Source organism: Sagittula sp. NFXS13, from assembly GCF_040148795.1.
Lineage (GTDB): Bacteria > Pseudomonadota > Alphaproteobacteria > Rhodobacterales > Rhodobacteraceae > Sagittula > Sagittula marina.
Map to the genome: position 1 here is coordinate 100,823 of NZ_JAGEMH010000012.1, position 22,484 is coordinate 123,306.

Below are 22,484 nucleotides of genomic sequence, written 5' to 3' on the forward strand. Positions count from 1 at the left end.
ACCAAGATCAGCGCAGATTTTCGTCAATGGTAGGTGAATTCGCCAACGACGTTGCGCCACTCGCCGGGTGAGATCATCTTGCGGTGCGTAAAGCGGACCGAATGCAATGGCCCCTCGATTTTCTCCTGCCAGAATTCAATGAAGCCAAAGAGTTTCGGATGATCCGGCGCGAGGTCGTATTCCTGCCAGACAAAGGTGTTCAGGACATTCTTATAGTCCGGCATCCGGTAAAAGACTTCGGCTGTGGTCAGCCCGTAGCCCCGAAGCATCATTTCCGTTTCACTCATCTGCATCTTGAGACCTCGCATTTTCTTGTAGGATGAATGCTGCGCCCAGATTTCTTACTTTTCAATGAAAACAATGTGTTATCAGGCCATACAGGCGGCTGCCAAGTTAACCCTCCCCCCTGCCATTGCACCCCATATCCTGTCTCTGATATACCTGTCCGCAACTAGATATGGCACAATGACGGACAGGCACACAACGTGAGCGATACGCCGGAAACCCCTGAAAACGAAGAACAAAATCCGCCGACCTATGGTGGCCCTTCGATTTCCATCGAAAATGAGATGAAGGCGAGCTATCTCGATTACGCGATGAGCGTGATCGTCTCCCGTGCGATTCCCGATCTGCGAGATGGCCTCAAACCTGTGCATCGGCGTATTCTTTACGCAATGTACGAGGGCGGTTACACACCCGACAAGTCTTACCGCAAGTCGGCGAAGTCTGTTGGCGAGGTGATGGGCAACTACCACCCGCACGGCGACTCTGCGATTTACGACGCTCTTGTTCGGATGGCGCAGGACTTCTCCATGTCGCTGCCGCTGATCGACGGCCAGGGCAACTTTGGGTCCATGGACGGCGACAGTCCAGCGGCGATGCGCTACACCGAAAGCCGTCTGGCGAAAACCGCGCTGGCCCTGTTGGTGGACATCGACAAGGATACGGTGGATTTTCAGGATAACTATGACGGCAAGGAACGCGAACCCACGGTTCTTCCTGCGCGTTACCCGAACGTGCTGGTCAATGGTGCCGAAGGCATCGCGGTCGGCATGGCCACCCGCATTCCTCCGCATAACCTTGGCGAAGTCATCGATGCCACGCTGGCTTTGATTGAAAACCCCGATCTGTCCAGCGAGCAGCTGATTGAATACATTCCTGCGCCGGACTTTCCGACAGGTGGCGTGATCCTGGGCCGCTCAGGCGCGCGCAAGGCTTATCTCGAGGGGCGCGGCTCCGTCGTGATCCGGGCCAAGACCTTTGTCGAAGAGATCCGCAAGGACCGCTGGGCCATCGTCATCTCGGAGATCCCCTATCAGGTGAACAAGGCCACCATGATCGAGCGCATCGCCGAGGCGGCGCGGGACAAAAAGATCGAAGGCATTGCCCACGTTCAGGACGAATCTGACCGCGATGGTGTGCGCGTGGTGGTGGAGCTGAAGCGCGACGCCACCGCCGAGGTCGTGCTGAACCAACTGTACCGCTTCACCCCGATGCAGACGTCGTTTGGCTGCAACATGCTGGCGCTGAACGGCGGTCGGCCCGAGCAGTTGACGCTGCGCGCGTTCCTGACCGCCTTTGTCGATTTCCGCGAAGATGTGGTGGCGCGCCGGACGGCCTACCTGTTGCGCAAGGCGCGTGAACGGTCGCATGTGTTGTGCGGTCTTGCCGTTGCCGTCAGCAACGTGGACGAAGTGGTCGCCACAATCCGCTCCTCCGCCGATGCACAGGAGGCCCGCCGCCGCCTGATGGAGCGTCGCTGGCCGGCCGAAGAGATCCTGCCCTTTATCCGGCTGATCGACGATCCGACCCACACCGCGAATGAAGACGGCACCTATAACCTGTCTGAAACCCAGGCGCGTGCGATCCTTGACCTGCGGCTGCAGCGTCTGACGCAGCTTGGTGTGAAAGAGGTGACTGACGAGCTCGAAGACCTCGCAGCCAAGATCAAAGACTATCTCGAAATCCTGTCGTCGCGCGAACGCATCATGGCCATCATCACCGATGAGATGACCGCGATTCGCGATGAATTCGCCGTGCCTCGCCGGACTGAGATCGTCGATTGGGCCGGGGATATGGACGATGAAGACCTCATCGAACAAGAGGACATGGTCGTCACCGTCACGTCGGGTGGTTATATCAAGCGTACCGCCCTGGCCGACTTCAGAGCGCAAAAGCGCGGCGGCAAAGGTGTCTCTGGCGGTGGGTTGAAGGACGATGATGCGGTCACCACGCTGTTCGTCGCGAACACCCACACGCAGTTGCTGTTCTTCACCACCGATGGGATGGCCTACAAACTGAAGACGTGGCGCTTGCCCCTGGGCAGCCGTGCCTCGCGTGGGAAGGCCATCGTTAACATTCTGCCTATCCCTCAAGGCGTTTCGGTTGCCGCGATCATGCCGGTCGACCGCGACGAGGATGATTGGGACGACTTGCAGATCGTCTTTGCCACCAACACGGGTCGTGTGCGGCGAAACCGTCTGTCGGATTTCACCAGCGTTCGGTCCAACGGCAAGATCGCTATGAAGTTCGAAGGTGAGCCCGAGGGCACCCGGCTGATCAATGCGCGTATCTGTTCCGAGGATGACGACGTGATGTTGGTGACAAACTCTGGCCGGGCGATCCGCTTTCCAGTGCCGGATGTCCGCGTGTTCAACTCGCGCAACTCCACCGGCGTACGCGGCGTGAAACTGGCGGGCGACGACGAGGTCGTGTCCATGTCCATCATCCGCCACTTCGACGCGGAGTCCGACGAACGTGCCAGCTACCTCAAGATGCGTCGCCTGATGGCAGGCGTCACCGAGGACGAGACTGCCGACGAAGACGGCGATGCCGACACGCCCCTGCCGCAGGAGCGTTATGCGGAAATGTCCTCAGCAGAAAACCTGCTTTTGACCATTACGGCAAAGGGTTTGGGCAAGCTGTCCTCCTCGCACGATTACCCGGTGCGTGGACGCGGCGGTATGGGCGTGACTGCGTGGGAAAAATCCATGCGCGGTGGTGAGATCGTGGCCTCCTTCCCGGTGGAAGACGGTGATCAGATCATGCTGGCCACGTCGAAGGGGCAATCGATCCGTGTGCCGGTGAACGGGATTTCTTTCCGCTCGCGCAGCGCTGGAGGTGTTAAAGTTTTCAACACTGGTGCCGACGAAACCGTTGTCTCTGTGGCTTGGATTGCAGAATCCGAAGAGGACGAGTCAGACGCGCCGGACGAAAATATCGAGAACTGACACCGGCCAACAAGGTAACATTCGGCCCGGTGATCCCCGCCGGGCCGATTACGTTCAGCCTTTTGGCTGCTCCCTTACGCCACCTCAGGTAGCGTCAAGTGAGCGAAACTAGATCCACAGCTTAATCCTATACTTCCGTATAGGTTAAACTATGTAAATACGACTTTATGTGGACTTAACCTCCCGTTTAATTGACTAATGTAACGTACTTGTGCGGCTCGCGCGTCTCGCGGCCTTTTTTTGTTTCCACCCAGTTTCAGAGCGTCACGACCAGATCAGAGGACCTGGCATAATGGATAATTGGGATGATCTGCGTTTCCTCGCGGCTTTGGCCCGAACAGGAACGATGAAGCTCGCGGCCCAAAAACTTGGTACCAATACAGCGACTGTGTCACGTCGCATTGATCGCCTGTCAGAGCGTCTGGGGGAACCTGCCTTCATCAAAACGCCAGATGGCTGGAAGCCGTCTAAAGCAGTCGAAGCGTTGATCCAGGTTGCACAGAGCTTTGACGGACAAATCCAATCTGCCCTGCACTCTAGAGCAGCGCCGCCGGACGCGCCCGTGCAAGTAAAACTGGGCTGTACCCCCTTCGTCTTGCGCAACATTTTGATCCCCGGCATGGAACGCCATGCCGGTTTGTTGGACGGAATTGGCCTGCTTTTTGCGGACCGCCTTATGAAGGACGGGCTGGGCGACAATGATATCGTCGTGCAGGCAGAGCGTCCCGAACAAGGCCGCGTCATCACCCGCAAAGTTGGCTCTTTGGGATTTCGGTATTACCGCCCACGCGAGGTCAAATGCGATAAAAATTGGGTCGGCTTCAGCGATGCGCTGGACGACAATCCTTTGCAACGCATCGGGTTTGACCATTTTGGGCGCCCGCCGAGGATGCGTGTCGACAGCATGGATGCTTTGAAATCCGTGATCAAGTCAATGGGGATGGCAGGGCCGTTGCCCGATATCATAGCTGCTGGCGACCCCGATCTTGAGTTGCTTGACAGAAATGTCGAGCCAATCGTTTCGGAATTCTGGCTGCTTTATCACGAATCCCGTCGCAGCGATCCAGTGATCCGGGCCACGGCAAATTTCGTTCTGCGTTGTTTCGAGGATGAGGCGTTGGCCGGTCGCCGTTTGGCAGCTGAATAAGCGCAATAATGCAACCCTCGTGTTGTGCTCATCGCCGTTGCAAACACTCTTAACGTGCATCAGCATAGCGTTGATAGAAAACGATAATGCCCGAGCAGGTTACTTACATGATACTGTCCTTTGATGGGCTTCACTATGACCGCCTGATGCTGGCCTGGCCTCTTTCGCCACGGCGCACATTTAGATGACCGCTGACATCGGTCGTGCGCTTTTGTTTGTCCATCCGGTTCGATCGACCGGTAGCTGCATCTTGGCGTCCCTGCCTAGGGTCAACGCAGTTTCGCTGGCATTCGGGTCTCGCACCCGTGTCATCGCCGCGCTGGCTTTCTCTTTGTTTTCTGGATTTCTTCCACTGCTTCCACTGCTTGGACTGCACCAAATGTCCATGCGGTCCCTGATTGCCATTGCGCTTGTTGGCGTGCTGGCGGCTACCCTGATAGACGCGCACGGTGCGCGGCTCAGACTCTGGCGATGACGCCTTCGCATCTCGCATCAGGCGTTTGTGATGTAACGATTACTTTAAGCTCTAACCTGACTGGCGGCCCCTCGTGGGCCGCCCTTTTTCATTTCAGCCGGGTTTTACAGGCTGTACAGCGCAGAGAATTTCTCTTCGAGATAGGCAAGCAACGGCTCTTCTGTCGGCGCCTCGCCAGCCGCTTGCGTGATCAACTCGCGTGGGGCGCGGAGGGAGCCATGCTGCTGTAAGCTTTCGCGCAGCCATTCCACGGCCTGCGTCGCATCCCCTTTGGCAAGTTGGTCATCCAATTGCGGCACGGCACTGCGCAGCGCCTTGTACAGACAGCCGGCGTACACGTTGCCCAGAGAATAGGTCGGGAAGTAGCCAAAGAGCCCTGCCGACCAATGCACATCCTGCAAGACGCCGTTCGACGCTTTATCCACGCCAAAGCCAAAGTCAGCCTTGAACCGGTCATTCCAAGCGCTTTCCAGATCTGCCACGGGCAGATCGCCAGAGACCAGCGCGCGCTCCAGATCAAAGCGCAAAAGCACGTGCAGGTTATACTGCAATTCGTCGGCCTCGGTCCGGATATAGCCGTTCTTCACCCGGTTCACTGCGCCGTAGAAGGTATCCTCGTCCGCAATGCCAAAATCCCCGAAAGTGTCGCGCATCTGACCATAGAGCCAGCCTGTGAATGCACGCGAACGTCCAAGCTGATTTTCATAAATCCGGCTTTGGGATTCGTGCACGCCCATGGACGCGCCCTGCCCGATCGGTGTCAGACGGTACACAGGGTCGACATTCTGCTCGTAGGTTGCGTGACCGACTTCGTGGACCGTTGAATACAGGCAGTTGAATGGATCAAGCGGCACAGTGCGCGTGGTGATGCGCACATCGTCCCCCGAGCCAGAGCTGAAGGGATGCACAGCCTTGTCGACCCGGCCGCGTTTGAAATCGTAACCGAAGGTCTCGGCGAGCAGCCGCGCCAGCTTCATCTGCCCTTGTTCATCGAAGGACTGGGTCAGGCCGGGCAGTTCCGGCTGCTCCAGAACGGCTTCGCGCAGCGTCACCAGGCGGGGCCGCAATGCGCCGAACATCTCGTCCAGCCTGGCGGCCTTTGCCCCCGGTTCGTATTTGTCGAGAAGCGCGTCATAGGGATCACCGCCAGCGGCCAAAGCCGCAGCCTCCTGCTGGCGCAGGTCGAGGATCTCGCGCAGGATTGGCGCAAAGGATGCGAAATCATCATCTGCGCGCGCTTCGGCCCAGATCACATGCCCACGCGAAACCGTGCGTGCAATCGCCGTTGCGAGGTCTGCCGGGATCTTGGCTGCGCGGTCGAAATCACGCCGTATCAAACGCACCTGAGCTTGGGAAACCTCGTCGAGCGCGCCCATGTCCAAGGCTGACAACCACTCTGCAATGCGTGGATCCGTCCGGCGCTGGTGCAACGTGCTTTCCATTGCGGCGCTTTCGTCACTGCGCTGGTCGGCAGCCCCACGCGGCATCATGGTTTCCTGATCCCAGCCCAATCGACCTGCCACCTGGGCCAATGCCTCTGTGTCGCGCTGAAAGCGCATCAGGTCATCGAAAGCCTGTACCATTCGTATTATCCTCTCACCGATTGCGGTGCCGGATACCGTGCGGCAAATCGCGCCCGCAGGATCAGCGCCCACAACAGAACGGCGCCCAGCTGGTGCACAATCGCGATGTGTACCGCAGCAGACGACACAACCGTAACGATACCCAACACCATCTGGAGGAACAACACAGCAAAGACAGCATTGAACCGAAAAGCCGTATCTCGGTTGGCGGATCGTCGCCCACGAAGCCAGACCACCACGCCAAACGCGAACAGAATGTAGCCCATCATGCGATGCATGAATTGTACAAGCCCCGGATTCTCAAAGAAGTTTCTCCAAAGGGGTTCCAGCGCAAACATGTCGGAGGGCCACAGACCGCCTTCCATCAGCGGCCAGCTGGGATAATTGCGACCGGCATCGATCCCCGCCACCAGTGCGCCAAGCAATATCTGCAGGAACGACGCGTGCAACAACCCTGTGGAGAGCGAGAAGAGCTTTGGCTCGGCGCTGCGGCGGGCCTGCATAAGCTCGCGTTCCGGTCGTTTCAGCGCATAGGTGTACCATGCGATGAAGCCCAGAATGATGAAGGCCAGCCCGAGGTGCGTTGCCAGACGATAGGAGGCGACGGACACCATTTCACCGCCCAGACCAGAGGACACCATCCACCATCCGATTGCACCTTGAACGCCACCAAGGGCGCCGATGAGCATCAATCGGCCCGTCCAACCGGTCGGGATTTTGCGTGTTACAAGGAAGCCAAGGAAACCAAGAGCCCAGATCAGTCCGATCACGCGACCAAGCTGCCGATGCCCCCATTCCCACCAGTAGATTGCCTTGAACTCTGACAGGGTCATCCCCTTGTTCAGCAATTCATACTGAGGAATTTGTTGATATTTCTCGAATTCGGAGTTCCAGGTCGCGGCATCCATCGGAGGAAAAGCGCCCGTGATCGGCTTCCATTCCGTGATCGACAAACCGCTTTCCGTCAAACGGGTCAGCCCGCCCACGACGATCATCGCCATCACCAGAGCGAACAGCACCATAAGCCAGATCCGGATCGCGCCCCGCGCACCGCGGCTGGCGGAATCTATCATTCCGCCGGTGGGCACCTGTCGCGGCGTTTCACTGCCAACCTCTTCGAACAGCTTACGTTTCTGGGCCATCTCGCTCTCCTCTGGTCTCGCGCCAACATAGACGGCTGGCGGGTGGCTTCAAGGCTCAGCCGCCGGCTCTCTCTGGGCAGGTCGGCCGTTGCGTGGGATCGGCCAAAGCGCTTGGTCCCGCTGGGGCCTTCTGACCAATGTTTCGAGGCAACGGTTGTTGTGCATACGGCTGAGAAGCGGGATCAAAAACACCCAGTAGGCATTTGAAATTAAACGGATAAAAAATGCCTAACGTCAGACGTGGCAGGCAGGTCGGATACCAACGGGCAGCCACCCCGGCGGGCCCCGCCGTGCAGCACTAGCCGATCTGGGACCGAGTGCCGCAGCACGCAATCATCGCAACGGATATCAAGGCCGCGGCCAAGAACCACATTCGGTTTCCCGCTCCCTCGCCCTTGGGTGACCAAGCAACGACACGACAGGTCCTTGGTCGAGGCTTCACTTGTCTGACGGGGTGCGTGCCCAGCGGGCCATCTGGCGCATCATGCCATGCATCATCTGAACGTCAGCACGGGTGAGCGGCATCCGCGACCACATGTTGCGCAAATTCGTCTTCATGCCTTGGGCCTTGGTTTCCGGAAAGAAAAAGCCTGCTTCGTCGAGGCGGTCCTCGTAATGGCGCGCAAGATGCTCGACCTCGTGCCCCTCGGCCCAGTCGGTTCCGGCGAGCGTCTCCACCTTGCCCGCGACCTCGCCCTGCGCGCGTTGCCATTCGTACGACATCAGCAGCACACATTGTGCGAGGTTCAGCGAGTAGAACTCCGGGTTCACGGGAACCGTGACAATGGCGTTGGCATGGGCCACGTCCTCGTTCTCCAACCCCGCACGCTCCGGTCCGAACATCACAGCGACCTTCTGGCCTTCGGCGATGCGGCGCGCGGCCTCGTTCATGGCTTCGCGTGGCTCATACACGGTTTTGGTCAAGTCGCGGGAACGCGCAGTCGTCGCCAAGACAAAGTGACAGTCGGACAGGGCTTCGGGCAGCGTGTCCACATGCTGCGCCTCATCGAGCAAGCGCCCCGCGCCAGACGCCATGGCCACCGCCTTGGGGTTTGGCCAGCCGTCGCGCGGCCCCACGACACGCATCCGGTCGAGGCCAAAGTTCCACATCGCCCGCGCCGCCGCGCCGATGTTTTCGCCCATCTGCGGGCGCACCAGCACGATGGCCGGTTGCGGTGTCCCTGTCGGCATCACGCTCTCCTGTTCAATTTGGCTTCCGCCTAATCTGCAAGGCGTCCGGCCTCAAGCCCTTGTGCCCCGACGCGCCACATTCTTATCGACATGCATACCGCTGACGGACCACGTCACATGCGCTTACAGCCGTTGACCCCATGGTCAAACCAAATTGCCTGAGCTATGAGACCTTCCGTCAGGAGGACCAACATGACCGACCAGATTGAGACCCCTCAGATTTACCTTGTGACCCCGCCAGAGTTCGAATTGTCGAGCTTTCCCAATACCCTGAAGCGCGTACTCGACGGTGTCGAGACCGCTTGCCTGCGTCTCAGCCTCGCCACCCATGACGAGGACCGCCTGATGCGTGCGACCGACGTGATCCGCGAGGTGGCCAATTCGGTGGATGTTGCGATGGTGATCGACACCCATGTGCTGTTGGCAGAGCGCCTTGGTCTGGATGGCGTGCACCTGCCGGATGGTGCCCGCACTGTACGCTTTGCCCGCAAGACGCTCGGCCCTGACGCCATCGTCGGGACCGGAAACGGCACATCGCGGCACGATGGCATGAACGCTGGCGAGGCTGGGGCGGATTACGTCAGCTTTGGTCCGATCGGCGGCGCATTGGGTGACGGCGAGCTGGCGGAGTTGGACCTGTTTCGCTGGTGGTCTGAGGTCATCGAGGTGCCCGTTGTGGCCGAAGGCGGCCTGACCGAGGACAACGTGCGCTCGTTGGCGCCTTTCACCGATTTTTTTGCCATCGGAGAGGAAATCTGGCGCGAGGAAGATCCGTTGGCAGCCTTGAAACGCCTGACAGCGGCGATGTCGTAATTCACGCCTTGGACAAAGCCCGTGCGTGCCCTTCGCGCACTTGCTGTTCAAGATGACGCGCAAGGCTCTTGCGGTTGGCGAAATCGTCGACCGCAACAGCCGGGTGATATATCAGATCAACAAAGCCTTGCCGACGTTGCGCCAGTAGACGCAACATCGACGGAGCAAAGTCCATGTCGCCCCACCACCCATAGAACCTGCGGTCCCGCCCTTCCGGCGCATGATAGACGACACTAAGCGCCTGAAGGCTCACTTCATGCAGGAGTTTCGCGTCAAAAAATGCTTCGAACAGTGTTGTTTTGAACGGCAGGACCCGCAGCCCGTCGGTTGACGTGCCTTCGGGGAAGAACATCAATCGATGTCCTTGCATGAGGCGATTCTGGAACACTTTTGTCTGCTGCGCGGCCTCACGGCGGTTGCGGTTGATAAACACGGTTCCTGTGGCCCGTGCCAACAGGCCAATGCCCGGCCAGCCCGCGACCTCTGATTTCGAGACGAAATACACCGTTTTGCGGCTGTTCAGGACAAAAATATCGAGCCACGAGCTGTGATTGGCCACCACGGCGCCGCGCCGTTCGGACGGCCTGCCCTCGACGCGGACACGCAGCCCCATGATCCGCAGAACCGTGCGGCAAACGGCTTTGGTGATCTCAGGCGTCCATGGGCGGGCAATCCCGAACAGTGGCCGCTCGATCAGACGCAGCAGCAGCGACAGCGTAAGCCCGCACAGCAGAACAAGCACAATAGGAAGACTTCGGAACACGATACGAAGCCAGTCCAAGGCTGCGAATTTCCGATGCTGCGGCGGTGGGTCGCCTTGCCAGGTCGGGCTCACGCGCCGCGCCCACGGGTATACAGGCTGCGCTGCCGGTCGGTCATACGCGCCGTGTCCATCACGAGGCAAACATCGGTTGTATTAAAGGCATGGTCGACATAGGCGCCCTCGCCCACACAACCGCCAAGCCGCAGGTAAGCCTTGATCAAGGCAGGCACCTCCAGCATGGCTTTGCGACGATCGATCTCGGCTTCTGGAACGAGGTTCATATCCTGAAACTGTCGGGCCCGGACGCGCAGCGGCGCCGGCGCGAGGTGCCGATGATGCAAAAGGGCCAAAGGTTGCGCCAGCCGGTCGACGTCGGTGCCATGAAAGCTCGCCGTGCCAAAGAGCACTTCGATCTGATGCCGCAGCACGTAGTCCGCAAGTCCTTGCCACAACAGGAACATGGCAGCCCCGCCGCGATAGTCTGGATGCAAGCAGGACCGCCCGAGTTCCAGCAGTCGTCGACCGGAGGCGCGCAAAGGCGCAAGATCGTATTCATCCTCGGAGTAGAACTGCCCTGCATCCCGGGCGCGGCTGTCGCGCAGCAGACGGTAGACGCCCACAACCATGTCACTGCGCGCAGGGTCGCGCACCAAAAGGTGATCATAGAAGGGGTCAAACGAATCTTTTTCCAGCCGGTTGACGTGATCCACCAAGGGTCCATCGCCCCCCAGCTCGGCCACAAAGACGTCGTAGCGCAAGCGCTGCGCTGCCACTACGTCGGCCTCATCCTCCGCAAGGTGAACGCGCAGCCCGGTGTCCGTCGGCTGCGCCCGGTCCAATGTCGTGGTGTCGATCATGACGTTTGCCCGCGCGTCTGTTCCGTCCTGTCGCGCTCCTTTTATCTGCCGACCGCGCCCCACGCAACGTCAGCGTTATTGAAAAAACTGCAACCATAACGAGAGCTTGACATAAAGCACGCACACAGGCCTACTGCCGTGGTTAACGATTTCTCAACTGTCGGCCAACTAGGTTAGTTTTCGAAAACAGGGATCAAGGCGACCACGCGACCGTCAAGGACGACTTTTCCCTCTTCACGAAAATTGACGGTGACGCGACCGTCTATGTTGGACTGCACCTGGCCCAAACCCCAATCGGGTTGGTCCGGATGCTTTACCAGCATACCAGGTTCGAGAAAGGCATTGAGATGATCCATGTGACGGGTCCCGAGTTGGAGAACGTGATGCAGAAGGCCAGCGTAGATCTGGCGGCATTGGTCGGCTCACGCCTGTGCCATGACCTGATAAGCCCGATAGGCGCCATTCAGAACGGTTTGGAGCTGATGGCCCTGACCGGTGGTGGAAAGGATAGTCCGGAACTTACCCTGATCCAGGACAGTTGTGAAAGCGCCGCGGCGCGCATTCGGTTCTTTCGCGTGGCCTTCGGTCATGCTTCAGGAACACAATCCATGTCGCGGCGCGAGATCGCCGGCACATTGGCTGCCGTGACACACGACGGACGCCTGAAAGCGCATTGGAGCGAGGAAAGCGATCATCTGCGCGAAGAGGTTCAGATGTGCTTTCTGGCCTTTCTGTGCTGTGAAAGCGCGCTGCCCATGGGCGGCACTGTGCAATTCGATCATGATGCGGCGGGTTGGACTGTGCGCGCAAAGGGCCCGCGCCTGAATGTGCAACAGCCGCTCTGGGATCATCTGAACGGCGTGGGTGAGATGGATTTACCCGGCGCAGACAAGGTACAATTTGCCCTATTGCCTATGATCTCGGAGACGCTTGGCAAACAGCTTTTGGCCACTACGGATGCGGATTCGCTGACCATAAAGATCGCCGCCTGATGCGGGCGGGCAGAGGCGCATGTCCCCTGCCCGTTTGATACTCAGTTCCGGATCGTTCCGTCGCCGTCTACCAGATATTTAAAGCTCGTCAGCTGTTCAACGCCCACCGGGCCGCGTGCGTGCATCTTGCCCGTGGCGATGCCAATCTCCGCCCCCATGCCGAACTCACCGCCATCCGCAAATTGCGTCGAGGCATTGCGCATCAAAATCGCGGAATCAAGACGCTGGAAGAAGCGCGCGGCTGCTTCGTCGTCCTCTGTGATGATGCAATCGGTGTGTTGCGAGCCGTACCGGCGAATGTGCGCGATGGCACCGTCTATGTCGTCGACCACCTTTGCCGCGATCATCATGTCGAGGTATTCTTTCCCCCAATCGTCCTGCGTCGCCGGCGTGGTGCCTTCGATGCTTTGCAGCGTCTCGTCGGCATTTACGGCCACGCCTGCATCCAGCAGTGCCTTCACCAGTCCCTGGCCGATCGTGTCCACCACGTCTCGATGGATCAGCAGGCACTCAGCCGCGCCGCAAATCCCCGTGCGACGTGTCTTGGCGTTCATGACGATGGCGAGCGCCTTTACCGGATCGGCGTCTACGTCGACGTAGATGTGCACGATGCCTTCGAGGTGAGCAAACACGGGCACGCGGGCTTCGCGCTGAACGAGGCCAACCAGCCCTTTGCCCCCACGCGGCACGATCACGTCGATGTAGTCGACCATGCTCAGCATCTCGGACACGGCGGCGCGGTCGCGCGTCGGCACCATCTGAATGGCGTCCTCAGGCAAACCTGCGATGGACAGACCATGCACAAGGCTGGAGTGGATCGCCTGCGAGCTGTGCAGCGACTCGGAGCCGCCGCGCAGGATCACCGCATTCCCGGCCTTCAGGCACAGCGCCCCCGCATCGGCGGTCACATTGGGACGCGACTCGTAGATCACGCCGATCACGCCAAGCGGTGTGCGCACGCGTTTGATGTGCAGACCGGAGGGGCGGTCCCATTCCGTGATGATTTCGCCCACCGGATCAGTCTGCGCAGCCACAGCCGTCAAGCTGTCCCGCATGCCGGCGATGCGGTCTTCGGTCAGTTTCAACCGATCCATCATTGCCGGGCTCAGACCCTTTTCCTCACCAAAGGCAAGGTCCTTGGCGTTTGCCTCGATGACAGCATTGCGATTGTCCCAAAGGTGCTTTGCGGCCGCTTCGAGCGCTTGCCGTTTTGCATCCGCTGGAGCGTAGGCCAGCTCCGCTGAGGCCGCGCGTGCGCGGCGACCGATGTCTTGCATCAAGGCGGGGATGTCGGAGTGATCCAGCATGGGTCTGGCCTTCGTTTGAATTGGATTGTGTATTTTAACAATAAAGAGCCGGGGCGCAAAGATGCGTCACAGCGCCATGTCGTCGCGATGAATCAAGACGGCGCGGCCGGGGTAGCCCAGCAGAGCCTCGATTTCATGACTGCGATGCCCGGCGATCTGGCGCGCTTCGTCGGAGGTATACCGCGCAAGGCCCTGCCCCAAGGTGCTGCCGTCATGCGCCCGCAGCGTCACCGGGTCACCCCGACCAAAGTCGCCTTCAATCAGCGCCAAACCCGCGGGCAACAGGCTTTTGCCGTTCTTCAGCGCCACCGTGGCACCGGCATCGACGTGGAGAACGCCCTGTGGTTTCATTGCTGCGATCCAGCGCTTGCGCGCGGTGTGGGGATCAAGCTTGGCGATGAAGGTCGTGTGCCGCGCACCGGCGATCAGACGCGCCAGCGGATGGTTCTCAGCCCCGTGCATGATGATCATGGCACAGCCGGAAGCGGTGGCCGTCTGGGCCGCCATCACCTTTGTCTTCATGCCCCCTTTGGACAGGCCTGACCCTGCATCCCCGGCCATGGCTTCGATCTGGGGTGTAACCTCGTCGATCTGCGGCAAATGTAACGCATCGGGATCGCTGTTAGGATTGCCCGTATAAAGACCGTCCACATCAGAAAGCAAGATCAGCAGATCAGCGCCCGTGGTCACCGCGATCTGCGCGGCCAGGCGATCGTTGTCACCGTAGCGGATTTCGTCCGTGGCGACCGTATCGTTTTCATTCACGATGGGCACCGCGCCGTGGGACAACAGCGTCGCCATGGTGGCACGAGTGTTCAGGTAACGACGGCGGTCGGCACTGTCTTCGAGCGTCACCAAAACCTGCGCGGTGGTCAGCCCGTGCTGCGCGAGCGCCTCTGACCACGCTTGCGCAAGGCGAATCTGGCCCACCGCGGCTGCGGCCTGCGACTGTTCGAGTGGAAGGGTGGTTGCCGGAAGCCCAAGCAGTCCGCGGCCCAACGCGATGGAGCCGGAGGAGACAAGAATGACATCCTTGCCCGCCTGCTTTTGCACGAAAATGTCTTGGGCTATGGCGGCAAGCCAATCCGCTCTGAGATCACCGGTGGTGCGATCTACCAGCAGCGCGGAGCCAATCTTGATGACAACGCGCTGCGCCCCGGTTAGGGCGTCCAAGGCGCGTCTCCCTCCGCCTCGGCCTCCGTATCGACTGGCTTGTCAGCCTCGCGGCGCGCTTCGACATGCGGTCGCAAGGCACGGAGCACCTCGGTTACGCCGTCTTTGGTGACGCCAGACATAAGCATGACGTTCTCCGCACCGGCGTCCTCAAGTTCGTCTTTCAGGAAAGCGCGTTCTTCTTCGTCCAGCGCGTCGATCTTGTTCAGGACTGTCACACGTGGCTTGTCTGCCAGACCTTCGCCATAGGCGTCGAGTTCGTCGCATATCGTCTGCCAGTCCTCGATCAACGTGCCAGATGTGCCGTCGATCAGATGCAGCAGAACGGCGCTGCGTTCCACATGCCCCAGGAAGATATCACCCAAGCCGCGCCCTTCGTGGGCACCTTCGATCAGGCCGGGAATGTCGGCCACGACAAATTCAGTGTTGTCCACCTTCACCACGCCCAAGTTGGGGTGGAGCGTCGTAAACGGATAATCAGCGATCTTGGGCCGCGCGTTCGACGTCGCCGCGAGGAAGGTCGACTTGCCCGCGTTCGGCAGCCCCACAAGACCCACGTCGGCGATCAGTTTCAGCCGCAGCCAAAGCGTGCGTTCAATCCCCTCCTGACCGGGATTGGCACGACGCGGTGCCTGGTTCGTCGAGGTTTTGAAGTGCAGGTTGCCCCAGCCACCGTTGCCGCCCTTGGCCAGCAAAACCCGGTCGCCCAGCTTCGACAGATCCGCGACGACGGTTTCTTCGTCCTCTTCGAGGATCTCCGTGCCGACCGGCACTTTCAGAACGATATCTTCGCCGGTTTTGCCGGTGCGGACTTGGCCCATGCCACCCTGCCCGTTTTGTGCAAACCAGTGCTGTTGATAGCGGAAGTCGATCAGCGTGTTCAGCCCGTCAACAGCCTCCGCCCAGACAGAGCCACCTTTACCGCCATCGCCACCGTCCGGGCCACCATATTCAATGAACTTCTCGCGGCGGAATGAAATGGACCCATTTCCGCCAGAGCCGGAGCGAATGTGAACCTTGGAGAGATCGAGGAATTTCATGGCATCAGGGCTTTCGGACAGGTTTGAGCGGGGTTTAGACCGGTTTGAGCGGCGTCACAAGCGGCCCGCTGCGTTGGTCGGGGACACTATCCCCGCCTACGTCAGCAGACCGCTATCACAAAGGACACCGCGCTGTGCCTGCCGGTCGAAGTCCGCGAATGATTGGTGCCCGAACCGAAGCGCGGATCAGGTCAGCTTGTTGAGATAGGTCCAGGTGGGGACCGTGGCATTGCGCGCGATCGAGAAGCTCTCTGCATCGCCTATGTATTCGAAGCCGCAGTTCACAAGAACCTTGGCGGAAGCCGGGTTGTCCTGAAACACCGATGCGAACATGGTTTCGTTGGACATCGGATTCGCGTCTACCAAGGCACGCACCGCCTCCGACGCCAAACCGGTGTTCCAGAACGGCGGAGCCACCCAATAGCGCACTTCGGACTGGTTCCGGTCCATCCGGAGCAGCTTGATCACACCCATGAACTCTGAATTGCCGGACTTCGTGCCGTCCATGGTCCAGAAATCTATTTCGCGGTCTGTAGACATCGCCAGTGTGACAAAGTTTTCTGCCGTGCCGGGTGGCAGCGGGTGCGGTATCGTCGGCGTCATGGTCGCAACGCGAGCATCGGACGCGTACATTTCCCACAACCCCATATCGGCGCGGCGTACAGGGCGCAGGTCAAACCGTTCGGTTTCCACCGTTGGCTGCGTCATTGTTGTATCAAGGCCCATCTGCACTCTCCTCCGTGCGCCCCTCGCATCGAAGGGATTGGGTGACGAACGTTTCCGTCCGATCTGTGGCCGCACTCCCCATCGGCCAACAACGGCAAAGGGGACCGGCCGGCTGGCCGATCCCCTGTCTGTATGTCTTCAGACGTGAAGAACGGCTTACTCCGCAGCCTCGGCCTTTGGCATCACCGAAATAAACGTGCGACCCTTCAAACCTTTGTTGAAGGTCACCGCGCCCTGAACAGTGGCGAAGATCGTGTGATCCTTGCCCATGCCAACGCCCTCACCCGGCCAAAACTTCGTGCCGCGCTGGCGGACGATGATGTTGCCAGGAATGGCTGCCTGACCGCCGTACAGCTTGACGCCAAGACGGCGTCCAGCGGAGTCGCGACCGTTGCGGGAGGAACCGCCTGCCTTTTTATGTGCCATGTGTCTCTCTCCTTATAACAGCGGCTTACGCCAGCTCTTTTGCCTGCTCGACCCACTCCGCCTTCACCTTTGTGGCCTCGAACGTGTCGGGGTTCACAGCAGCGAGGTCGGCGTAGGTGTTGATGCCGGCTTCGTTCAGTTTCTTGGCAGCGGCAGGGCCGACACCGGTGATCTTCGTCAGATCGTCGCCTGCGGCGGCAGGCGCTGCGGAACGCGAAGACGCTTTCGGGACAGAACCTGCGCCAGCAGCGGCCTTTACGCCGGATTTGTCAGCGCCTTCGGCCAGGATCTCTGTGATCTTGACGAGGGTCAGCTTTTGACGGTGACCTTTGGTACGCTGCGAGCTGTGCTTACGGCGACGCTTGACGAAGTGAATGACTTTTTCGCCTTTGATCTGGTCAACGACTTCTGCCTGAACACCGGCGCCAGCCACGAGGGGCGCACCAACGGTCACAGAATCGCCACCGATCATGAGGATTTCGTTGAACTGGACGGTTTCGCCCGCATCAGCCGCAAGCTTCTCCACGCGGAGGATATCCCCTGCCTGAACTTTGTACTGCTTGCCGCCGGTTTTCATCACCGCGAACATACGCGTATCCTTTTCTTTGCCGCGTTCTGTGGCCCCTGAATACCCCGGTTGATCCGGATGTGTCAGGTGTTGAGCGGGACGGATATCCCTGCCTCGAACGGCGCGTCTCTTCTCAAGACGTGATGTGAGTTGCCCACTTGGGGCGGGTGTAAAAAACAAAAGGCGGGGCCTGAGCCCCGTCCAATGGTAGGCTGCTGTTACGCCAGCCTCCCTGCCCTGTCAAGCCTGCACACGCAGCATGCAGGCTGGGTTTTATAGCTCCTGCGACTGCATCTGACGCGCCGCTGCCAACCCCAGGGCATAGCTGATCTCATCGTACATCGCGTTGAACCCGGCAAAGAGCGCGCGGTTCAAAACTCGACCTTCCGGCGTGCCGGAGATCTCGATGTACTCGTCGAGCGTATCGTCGGACAGCGGTTCATACGCCAGCATCAGGAAGCCATACAACCATTCGCGCGTGTCAGCGCGGGTCTCCGCCTCTTGCGCCCAAACATCCGAGAGAATTTCGCCTTCACTCATCTCCAGGCCGCCACCGTCCACGAGACCACTGTAAAACTTGAAGGAGGCATTGAGCGCGCCTGCCACATTCGCCTCCAGAAGGTCATTGGTTTCGATGAACTGCGTGATCTGCTGCAGTCGAGCGCTTTCAGTATCCGCGGACTGGTAGGCACTCCGCGCCGCCTCTTCGACCCCATCATCGATCATGGCGCGCCGTGCGCTCAGCTCGAGCTCTACGATCTCCGCCCCGGTTTCCGAGTCGAAGAAGGCAACGAGAGGCTTCATGTCCGCCTGATCGAGCATGTCATCGAAATAGCGGCGCATGATGATCTGCATCTTTTCGGGATCATAGATCTCGGCCAGAAGCTCTTGCCAGCGTGGGTTCGAACCATCCATGAACATGTCATTTCCGAGGTCGCGACCGTAAGCTATCCCCTCTTCCCGCATGATACCAAGCATCGCGTCGATCTGCAGCGCGTCCAAAAGATCATCTACCGGCTCAGCCCGCGCAGGTCCGAGGCAGGTCATAAAAAGCAGGCCTATCACCACGAGGCGGCGCAGCACGCAGGCGATGGGGGTCAATGATGCCATGGGATCCTCTGTCGGTTTGCTTCGCACCAGAGGTAGCTTGCTGCGGAGGCGGCAACAAGTTCACAGCGGTGCCTGTCGTGAACATTGGCGAAAAACTGTCAAAATCACGGTTGCGCCCGCGAACCGTATTGTCTAAACGCCCCCTACCCAGACCGCGGAGAGGTGCCGGAGTGGTCGAACGGGGCGGTCTCGAAAACCGTTGACCCTTCACGGGGTCCCAGGGTTCGAATCCCTGTCTCTCCGCCAAACAAACACTTAAGGGTTTGTTTTCGTTGAGCAATAGAGGTAAGCGATAAGCTGGCCCCACATCCAGCCCCACATTTGATTTTCTCAGAATTATCGCTTGCATGCGGCTGCAATCAGACCCATGCTTACTCACAGGTGCTCACCTGATGTCAGGTGGGTCCATTCCATAACAGCGCATGATGTGCTGCACCTTCAATCCCAAAACGTGGGAGGGCTGGCGCATGTCGTGCGATCATCCAAATCAAAAAGACCTGTTTTCTGACACTCCGGTGGTGGCCTCGGGCAAAGTCCCCGAGCAAAATACACCCAAGCGGTCAAACAACGCCGCGCCTGTTTCCCATTCAACCAAAGTGCCACTGCACCCGGCACGGGCCGACGCGCCTCAGTATCTGACTGACCGCGATGTCGGAAAACGCTTTTCTATCTCCCGACCAACGGTTTGGCGCTGGTCGAACGATCCCAACAACGGGTTTCCTGCGCCGATCAAGCTGTCTCAGGGCGTCACACGCTGGCGCCTTCAGGATCTTCTTGCCTTCGAAGCAGGCTTGCGTGCGGAAGGGGGCCGCAAATGAGCCGCCGGTACAAGCCGAATGCAGCAAGCGCCTGTTTCGTGTATTCGGTCGAAGAGGTAATGAAGCTTTACAACGTCTCCCAAAATACCGTCAGCAACTGGCTCAAGCACGGCCTGATTGCCGGCGACGCAAAGACCCCTCTGCTTTTTCGCGGTGCGGAACTGAACAGGTTTCAGCGCGAACGTCGAATGCGCAACCGAACCCACCTTAGGCCCTGCGAATTCAAATGCTTCGCGTGCAAGGCCGCAAGCTTTCCGGACCCGGAATTAATGTCGTTCGCGTCCACGCCTAAGGGGGCCATCTTGGCCAATGCGGCTTGTCCCGATTGCGCCGCTACCGTGCAAAAAATCCTGTCTGAGACGGAGTGCGACATGCTCCGGAATCGGGCGGTTCCCAACACGACCGAGGACACTCGAGACGAAATATATGGGCCTGTTTACGGTGATATTGGGAACGCAGCGCCTAACGTCTTGGAAAATCACAGCCAGAATGACCGGGTCCTGCATCAATGGCAGGGCTGGGCAGGTCGCTTCGCCAAACAGACCCAGGCCGCGCATTTGGCTGCGATCCGCGACTTTGAGAACCACCTTAACGGTAAGGTTTTTGCACAAATCACCACTGATGACGCTGCTTCCTACCGAGATGCGCTTATGGAGCGGAGCCGTATGTCCAAAGAGGAAGGAGGGCTAAGCCGCAGCACACTGGCCCATCGCGCCTCGCATGTGGCCTCCTTTTTCCAGTGGCTTGCAAAGCAGCCCGGCCACCGCCATCTGGCCAAGCTGGACGGCTGGCTCGATTTGCCTAAGGGTTTCCGCGCCAAAGCCGACGAGAAACCTGCAAAACCTTACCCGACGCTTGAACAAGCCGAGCGCGCGCTTGCGGCAATGCGGTCCTCTACTCTTAAGGGCCGGCGAGATCGCGCGATTTTCGCCGCGACTTTTGTCACAGGGCTGCGCGAGGATGCGCTGATCACGTTGCGGCGCAAACACATCGATCCGCTGGCCAGGACAGCCCGGCAAGACGGCACCGTCATGCGGGCAAAAAACGGGAAGAGTTACGTGGCGCGTTGGTTTCCACGCACCGAGGCCTTTCAAGAGGAGTTCTGCGAATGGATACATGAGGTGGATGCGCTGGGCCTTCGCGGGCTTTGTTGCACAAATGGCCTGAGGGGCGGACATCCCCTTTCCCCGAACGGATTTATCCTACGGCCCCTGTGACGGGTATGCCAAGAGCGGTGTAGCGGTTAAGGACGGCGATGCGGACTTGGATTTCTGCGACCTGCCTGTCGAAGTCCCTCGCCATGAGGCTCTGCCCCAACAGCTTCACACAATGCATCTTCGTTTCGACGCGGCTTCGGCGGTGGTATCCGCTCCATCGTCGCCATAGGGCGCGCCCCAAGTATCTTGATGCGTTCACGGCTTCGTTTCTGGCAATGGCCCCGGGGCTTGTCGGTTTCCACGGCTTGGCGTTCTTGCGCGGCGGAATGACTGCGTGAGCGCCTCGGGCGGCAATCGCGTCGTGGCACTTGCGCGTATCGTAGGCCCCGTCTCCGGTCACCGATCCAATCTCCTGATCCAACGGGATTTGGCCCAGCAGTTCCGGCAGCATGGGCGCGTCTCCGACATTGCTGGTCGTGACCTCGACAGCCCGAACCTCCAGGGTTTCCTCGTCGATCCCGATATGTATCTTGCGCCAAATCCGGCGTTTGGGGCCGCCATGCTTGCGCGCGTTCCACTCGCCTTCACCCTCGGCCTTGATGCCGGTGCTATCCACCGCCCGGCAGGGCATCACGCGGTGATGTCCCGGGAGGGGGTCAAAAGGTTCAGCGGGCCGTTTCCCCTACGATAGGGCAAACTCACGTTCAATGCCTTTTGAAGACGGCACACGGTGCTGAAATCAGGCGCCGCCCAATCTAAACCGACCGACTTCAACAAGCTCTCAACAAAGCCTGTCGTCTGCCGAAGCTGCAGGCCAAACAACACCTTTATCGTCAAGAAAGTCTGGATGGCAGCGTCGCTGAACTGGCACCGTCGCCCGCGCTTGCCGCTTGCCGCGGGGTCCACGTCATCTCAGGATCAAACCAGATTGAAGGCAATCCGCGACGCTTCAACGCTTCATTGTAAGTAGACCAGTTCTTGGTTTTATACTTCGTAGGGGCCCAACTGCTCATGGCCTCCAGCTATCTTGCTGGATTCACGAGATGAATCCACTCAAGGCGTTTTGTGCAACAAAGCCCACAAAATTGCCAACTTCGTGCTTCACCAAGAACTCGATCATCGGCTCGGCCAAGATCTCTTGAAGCGGAATAAGCTCAATGGGGCGGGTTCTATTCCGAGTATCGGGCTGGGCGCGCGACAACATGCGTTTCGGATGTTGAGTTTTTCAGCAGCCTGTTAGGGCTTCACTACTCTTGAAATTCCCATGTAACTTCGACGCCTTCAAAATCATGGGCTGCCAAAGCTAACTCAGTTTCGATCTCGGTAATAATCTCAGCCTGCGGCAGCATTTTAATAGAGAAGGAGAGCTGCATTCCGTCTGGTTCCTTAATGTAAACGAACATCGCTCCTTTGTTCAATGTCGCGAAATTTGCTTGGAACTTCTCCCGGACCCGGACACAGTCTTCTCTAGAGGGCAAAGCTACTCGAAAATCGAAATCCTTCTTGTTTGACATTTCTACGCCATCCAAGGTGAGTCGCTTTAGAATAGCTTCGTTTTCGGCAAAAACTTCATTTTTTGTCCGCAACTTAGTCTTCCTTGTTGTATTTGCGTACGGGTGAGGTGCGCTGGTTGTGGTTATTTTCATTTTCCACTCCACCGTCAGCTTGGATCCTATCATCCTCGTCCTTGAAAGCTTCCCGGCCGTTTTCAGCTGACGACCAGTCTATGTCATTTTTGTCCGTGTCATTCCCATGTTTTATCTGATATTTGTTAAGTAGCTTGGCGATAGAGGGAGCTTGCCCGTTTTGGTGGGTGTTTTCAAGTCTGACGGGCTTTGTTGGGCTTTGTTGCACAAATCGAAGTCTGGCCGAACTTCCCCCTTCCCCGGACGGAGTTACCCCACGGGCTCTGTGACAGGCATGCCAAGAGCGGTGTAGCGGTTAAGCACAGCGACACGCACCTGGA

At 59.0% G+C, this 22,484-nt stretch carries 21 protein-coding genes, 1 tRNA gene and 1 pseudogene; 6 read left to right on the forward strand and 17 right to left on the reverse strand.

Going from position 1 to position 22,484, the window contains the following annotated elements; genetic code table 11:
* Nucleotides 1-23: 23 nt before the first annotated feature.
* Nucleotides 24-293 carry an usg protein gene (locus tag J4E08_RS18865; protein WP_183968816.1) on the reverse strand — a complete coding sequence of 90 codons (270 nt, stop codon included), beginning with the start codon at nt 291-293 and terminating at the stop codon, nt 24-26.
* A 192-nt stretch (nt 294-485) separates the two neighbouring features.
* Here J4E08_RS18865 and gyrA point away from each other — a divergent pair, with 192 nt between their 5' ends.
* Together gyrA and J4E08_RS18875 are read left to right on the forward strand one after the other, a co-directional pair.
* Nucleotides 486-3,230 carry a DNA gyrase subunit A gene (gene gyrA, locus J4E08_RS18870; RefSeq protein ID WP_349539805.1) on the forward strand — a complete coding sequence of 915 codons (2,745 nt, stop codon included), beginning with the start codon at nt 486-488 and terminating at the stop codon, nt 3,228-3,230.
* 292 nt (nt 3,231-3,522) lie between these two features.
* Nucleotides 3,523-4,377 (forward strand): LysR family transcriptional regulator, encoded by an 855-nt coding sequence (locus J4E08_RS18875; protein WP_349539806.1) that lies wholly within the window; start codon nt 3,523-3,525, stop codon nt 4,375-4,377.
* 579 nt (nt 4,378-4,956) lie between these two features.
* On the opposite strand, the gene J4E08_RS18880 is transcribed toward J4E08_RS18875, so the two are convergent.
* The 3 genes from J4E08_RS18880 to J4E08_RS18890 form a co-directional block, all read right to left on the reverse strand.
* Nucleotides 4,957-6,435, reverse strand: a complete 1,479-nt coding sequence (locus J4E08_RS18880) for a carboxypeptidase M32 (protein ID WP_349539807.1) — start codon at nt 6,433-6,435, stop codon at nt 4,957-4,959.
* A 5-nt stretch (nt 6,436-6,440) separates the two neighbouring features.
* Nucleotides 6,441-7,577: a heme A synthase gene (gene ctaA, locus J4E08_RS18885; RefSeq protein WP_349539808.1), complete on the reverse strand. Its 1,137-nt coding sequence runs from the start codon at nt 7,575-7,577 to the stop codon at nt 6,441-6,443.
* A gap of 438 nt (nt 7,578-8,015) precedes the next feature.
* Nucleotides 8,016-8,768 carry an RNA methyltransferase gene (locus J4E08_RS18890; protein WP_349539809.1) on the reverse strand — a complete coding sequence of 251 codons (753 nt, stop codon included), beginning with the start codon at nt 8,766-8,768 and terminating at the stop codon, nt 8,016-8,018.
* A 192-nt stretch (nt 8,769-8,960) separates the two neighbouring features.
* Here J4E08_RS18890 and J4E08_RS18895 point away from each other — a divergent pair, with 192 nt between their 5' ends.
* Nucleotides 8,961-9,581: a thiamine phosphate synthase gene (locus tag J4E08_RS18895; RefSeq protein ID WP_349539810.1), complete on the forward strand. Its 621-nt coding sequence runs from the start codon at nt 8,961-8,963 to the stop codon at nt 9,579-9,581.
* Nucleotide 9,582: 1 nt separating this feature from the next.
* On the opposite strand, the gene olsA is transcribed toward J4E08_RS18895, so the two are convergent.
* The 3 genes from olsA to J4E08_RS18910 all read right to left on the reverse strand — a co-directional run bounded on the left by olsA (nt 9,583) and on the right by J4E08_RS18910 (nt 11,557).
* Nucleotides 9,583-10,416, reverse strand: a complete 834-nt coding sequence (gene olsA, locus J4E08_RS18900; RefSeq protein WP_502949298.1) for a lyso-ornithine lipid O-acyltransferase — start codon at nt 10,414-10,416, stop codon at nt 9,583-9,585.
* A complete protein-coding gene (gene olsB / locus J4E08_RS18905; protein ID WP_349539812.1) occupies nt 10,413-11,201 on the reverse strand; it encodes an L-ornithine N(alpha)-acyltransferase in 789 nt (262 codons plus the stop codon). Before olsB ends, olsA begins: the two co-directional genes overlap by 4 nt.
* A 173-nt stretch (nt 11,202-11,374) precedes the next feature.
* On the reverse strand, nt 11,375-11,557 hold the full coding sequence (locus J4E08_RS18910) for a DUF3553 domain-containing protein (protein ID WP_349539813.1): 183 nt from the start codon (nt 11,555-11,557) through the stop codon (nt 11,375-11,377).
* Between J4E08_RS18910 and J4E08_RS18915 the strand changes: the two genes are divergently transcribed.
* A complete protein-coding gene (locus tag J4E08_RS18915; protein WP_349539814.1) occupies nt 11,549-12,193 on the forward strand; it encodes a histidine phosphotransferase family protein in 645 nt (214 codons plus the stop codon). The genes J4E08_RS18910 and J4E08_RS18915 overlap by 9 nt on opposite strands.
* Before the next feature lie 41 nt (nt 12,194-12,234).
* On the opposite strand, the gene J4E08_RS18920 is transcribed toward J4E08_RS18915, so the two are convergent.
* From J4E08_RS18920 to J4E08_RS18950, 7 genes are all read right to left on the reverse strand, one after another.
* Nucleotides 12,235-13,500 (reverse strand): glutamate-5-semialdehyde dehydrogenase, encoded by a 1,266-nt coding sequence (locus J4E08_RS18920; RefSeq protein ID WP_349539815.1) that lies wholly within the window; start codon nt 13,498-13,500, stop codon nt 12,235-12,237.
* Between the two features lie 66 nt (nt 13,501-13,566).
* Nucleotides 13,567-14,673, reverse strand: coding sequence for a glutamate 5-kinase (gene proB / locus J4E08_RS18925; RefSeq protein ID WP_349539816.1), 1,107 nt, complete (start codon nt 14,671-14,673; stop codon nt 13,567-13,569).
* Nucleotides 14,661-15,713: a GTPase ObgE gene (gene obgE, locus J4E08_RS18930; RefSeq protein WP_349539817.1), complete on the reverse strand. Its 1,053-nt coding sequence runs from the start codon at nt 15,711-15,713 to the stop codon at nt 14,661-14,663. The genes proB and obgE overlap by 13 nt, the downstream gene beginning before the upstream one ends.
* A 186-nt stretch (nt 15,714-15,899) precedes the next feature.
* Entirely contained in the window at nt 15,900-16,439 is a 540-nt protein-coding gene (locus J4E08_RS18935; RefSeq protein WP_183968785.1) for a GNAT family N-acetyltransferase, read from the reverse strand.
* Nucleotides 16,440-16,595: 156 nt separating this feature from the next.
* Nucleotides 16,596-16,865, reverse strand: coding sequence for a 50S ribosomal protein L27 (rpmA, locus tag J4E08_RS18940; protein WP_183968784.1), 270 nt, complete (start codon nt 16,863-16,865; stop codon nt 16,596-16,598).
* 25 nt (nt 16,866-16,890) lie between these two features.
* Nucleotides 16,891-17,454 (reverse strand): 50S ribosomal protein L21, encoded by a 564-nt coding sequence (locus J4E08_RS18945; RefSeq protein ID WP_183968783.1) that lies wholly within the window; start codon nt 17,452-17,454, stop codon nt 16,891-16,893.
* 252 nt (nt 17,455-17,706) lie between these two features.
* A complete protein-coding gene (locus J4E08_RS18950; protein WP_349539818.1) occupies nt 17,707-18,543 on the reverse strand; it encodes a DUF2059 domain-containing protein in 837 nt (278 codons plus the stop codon).
* 156 nt (nt 18,544-18,699) lie between these two features.
* Here J4E08_RS18950 and J4E08_RS18955 point away from each other — a divergent pair.
* Nucleotides 18,700-18,789, forward strand: a tRNA-Ser gene (locus J4E08_RS18955).
* Between the two features lie 568 nt (nt 18,790-19,357).
* A complete protein-coding gene (locus J4E08_RS18960) occupies nt 19,358-20,578 on the forward strand; it encodes a site-specific integrase (RefSeq protein WP_349539819.1) in 1,221 nt (406 codons plus the stop codon).
* Here J4E08_RS18960 and J4E08_RS18965 read toward each other — a convergent pair.
* The 3 genes and pseudogenes from J4E08_RS18965 to J4E08_RS18975 form a co-directional block, all read right to left on the reverse strand.
* Nucleotides 20,559-21,531, reverse strand: a pseudogene (locus tag J4E08_RS18965) (IS5 family transposase). The gene J4E08_RS18960 and the pseudogene J4E08_RS18965 sit on opposite strands and share 20 nt — an antisense overlap.
* Before the next feature lie 23 nt (nt 21,532-21,554).
* A complete protein-coding gene (locus J4E08_RS18970; protein WP_349539820.1) occupies nt 21,555-21,722 on the reverse strand; it encodes a hypothetical protein in 168 nt (55 codons plus the stop codon).
* A 43-nt stretch (nt 21,723-21,765) separates the two neighbouring features.
* Nucleotides 21,766-22,164: a ribonuclease E inhibitor RraB gene (locus J4E08_RS18975; RefSeq protein WP_349539821.1), complete on the reverse strand. Its 399-nt coding sequence runs from the start codon at nt 22,162-22,164 to the stop codon at nt 21,766-21,768.
* Between the last annotated feature and the right edge of the window lie 320 nt (nt 22,165-22,484).

Excerpts from the sequence above, each read along its gene's own strand:
- ctaA (WP_349539808.1), bottom strand. The coding sequence starts at position 7,577 with ATGGCCCAGAAACGTAAGCTGTTCGAAGAGGTTGGCAGTGAAACGCCG.
- J4E08_RS18975 (WP_349539821.1), bottom strand. The coding sequence starts at position 22,164 with ATGAAAATAACCACAACCAGCGCACCTCACCCGTACGCAAATACAACA.
- J4E08_RS18895 (WP_349539810.1), top strand. The coding sequence starts at position 8,961 with ATGACCGACCAGATTGAGACCCCTCAGATTTACCTTGTGACCCCGCCA.
- obgE (WP_349539817.1), bottom strand. The coding sequence starts at position 15,713 with ATGAAATTCCTCGATCTCTCCAAGGTTCACATTCGCTCCGGCTCTGGC.
- J4E08_RS18945 (WP_183968783.1), bottom strand. The coding sequence starts at position 17,454 with ATGTTCGCGGTGATGAAAACCGGCGGCAAGCAGTACAAAGTTCAGGCA.
- rpmA (WP_183968784.1), bottom strand. The coding sequence starts at position 16,865 with ATGGCACATAAAAAGGCAGGCGGTTCCTCCCGCAACGGTCGCGACTCC.
- J4E08_RS18880 (WP_349539807.1), bottom strand. The coding sequence starts at position 6,435 with ATGGTACAGGCTTTCGATGACCTGATGCGCTTTCAGCGCGACACAGAG.
- J4E08_RS18890 (WP_349539809.1), bottom strand. The coding sequence starts at position 8,768 with ATGCCGACAGGGACACCGCAACCGGCCATCGTGCTGGTGCGCCCGCAG.
- J4E08_RS18875 (WP_349539806.1), top strand. The coding sequence starts at position 3,523 with ATGGATAATTGGGATGATCTGCGTTTCCTCGCGGCTTTGGCCCGAACA.
- olsB (WP_349539812.1), bottom strand. The coding sequence starts at position 11,201 with ATGATCGACACCACGACATTGGACCGGGCGCAGCCGACGGACACCGGG.
- J4E08_RS18920 (WP_349539815.1), bottom strand. The coding sequence starts at position 13,500 with ATGCTGGATCACTCCGACATCCCCGCCTTGATGCAAGACATCGGTCGC.
- J4E08_RS18910 (WP_349539813.1), bottom strand. The coding sequence starts at position 11,557 with ATGGATCATCTCAATGCCTTTCTCGAACCTGGTATGCTGGTAAAGCAT.
- J4E08_RS18865 (WP_183968816.1), bottom strand. The coding sequence starts at position 293 with ATGCAGATGAGTGAAACGGAAATGATGCTTCGGGGCTACGGGCTGACC.
- J4E08_RS18970 (WP_349539820.1), bottom strand. The coding sequence starts at position 21,722 with ATGTTGTCGCGCGCCCAGCCCGATACTCGGAATAGAACCCGCCCCATT.
- J4E08_RS18960 (WP_349539819.1), top strand. The coding sequence starts at position 19,358 with ATGAGCCGCCGGTACAAGCCGAATGCAGCAAGCGCCTGTTTCGTGTAT.
- J4E08_RS18950 (WP_349539818.1), bottom strand. The coding sequence starts at position 18,543 with ATGGCATCATTGACCCCCATCGCCTGCGTGCTGCGCCGCCTCGTGGTG.
- J4E08_RS18915 (WP_349539814.1), top strand. The coding sequence starts at position 11,549 with ATGATCCATGTGACGGGTCCCGAGTTGGAGAACGTGATGCAGAAGGCC.
- J4E08_RS18935 (WP_183968785.1), bottom strand. The coding sequence starts at position 16,439 with ATGGGCCTTGATACAACAATGACGCAGCCAACGGTGGAAACCGAACGG.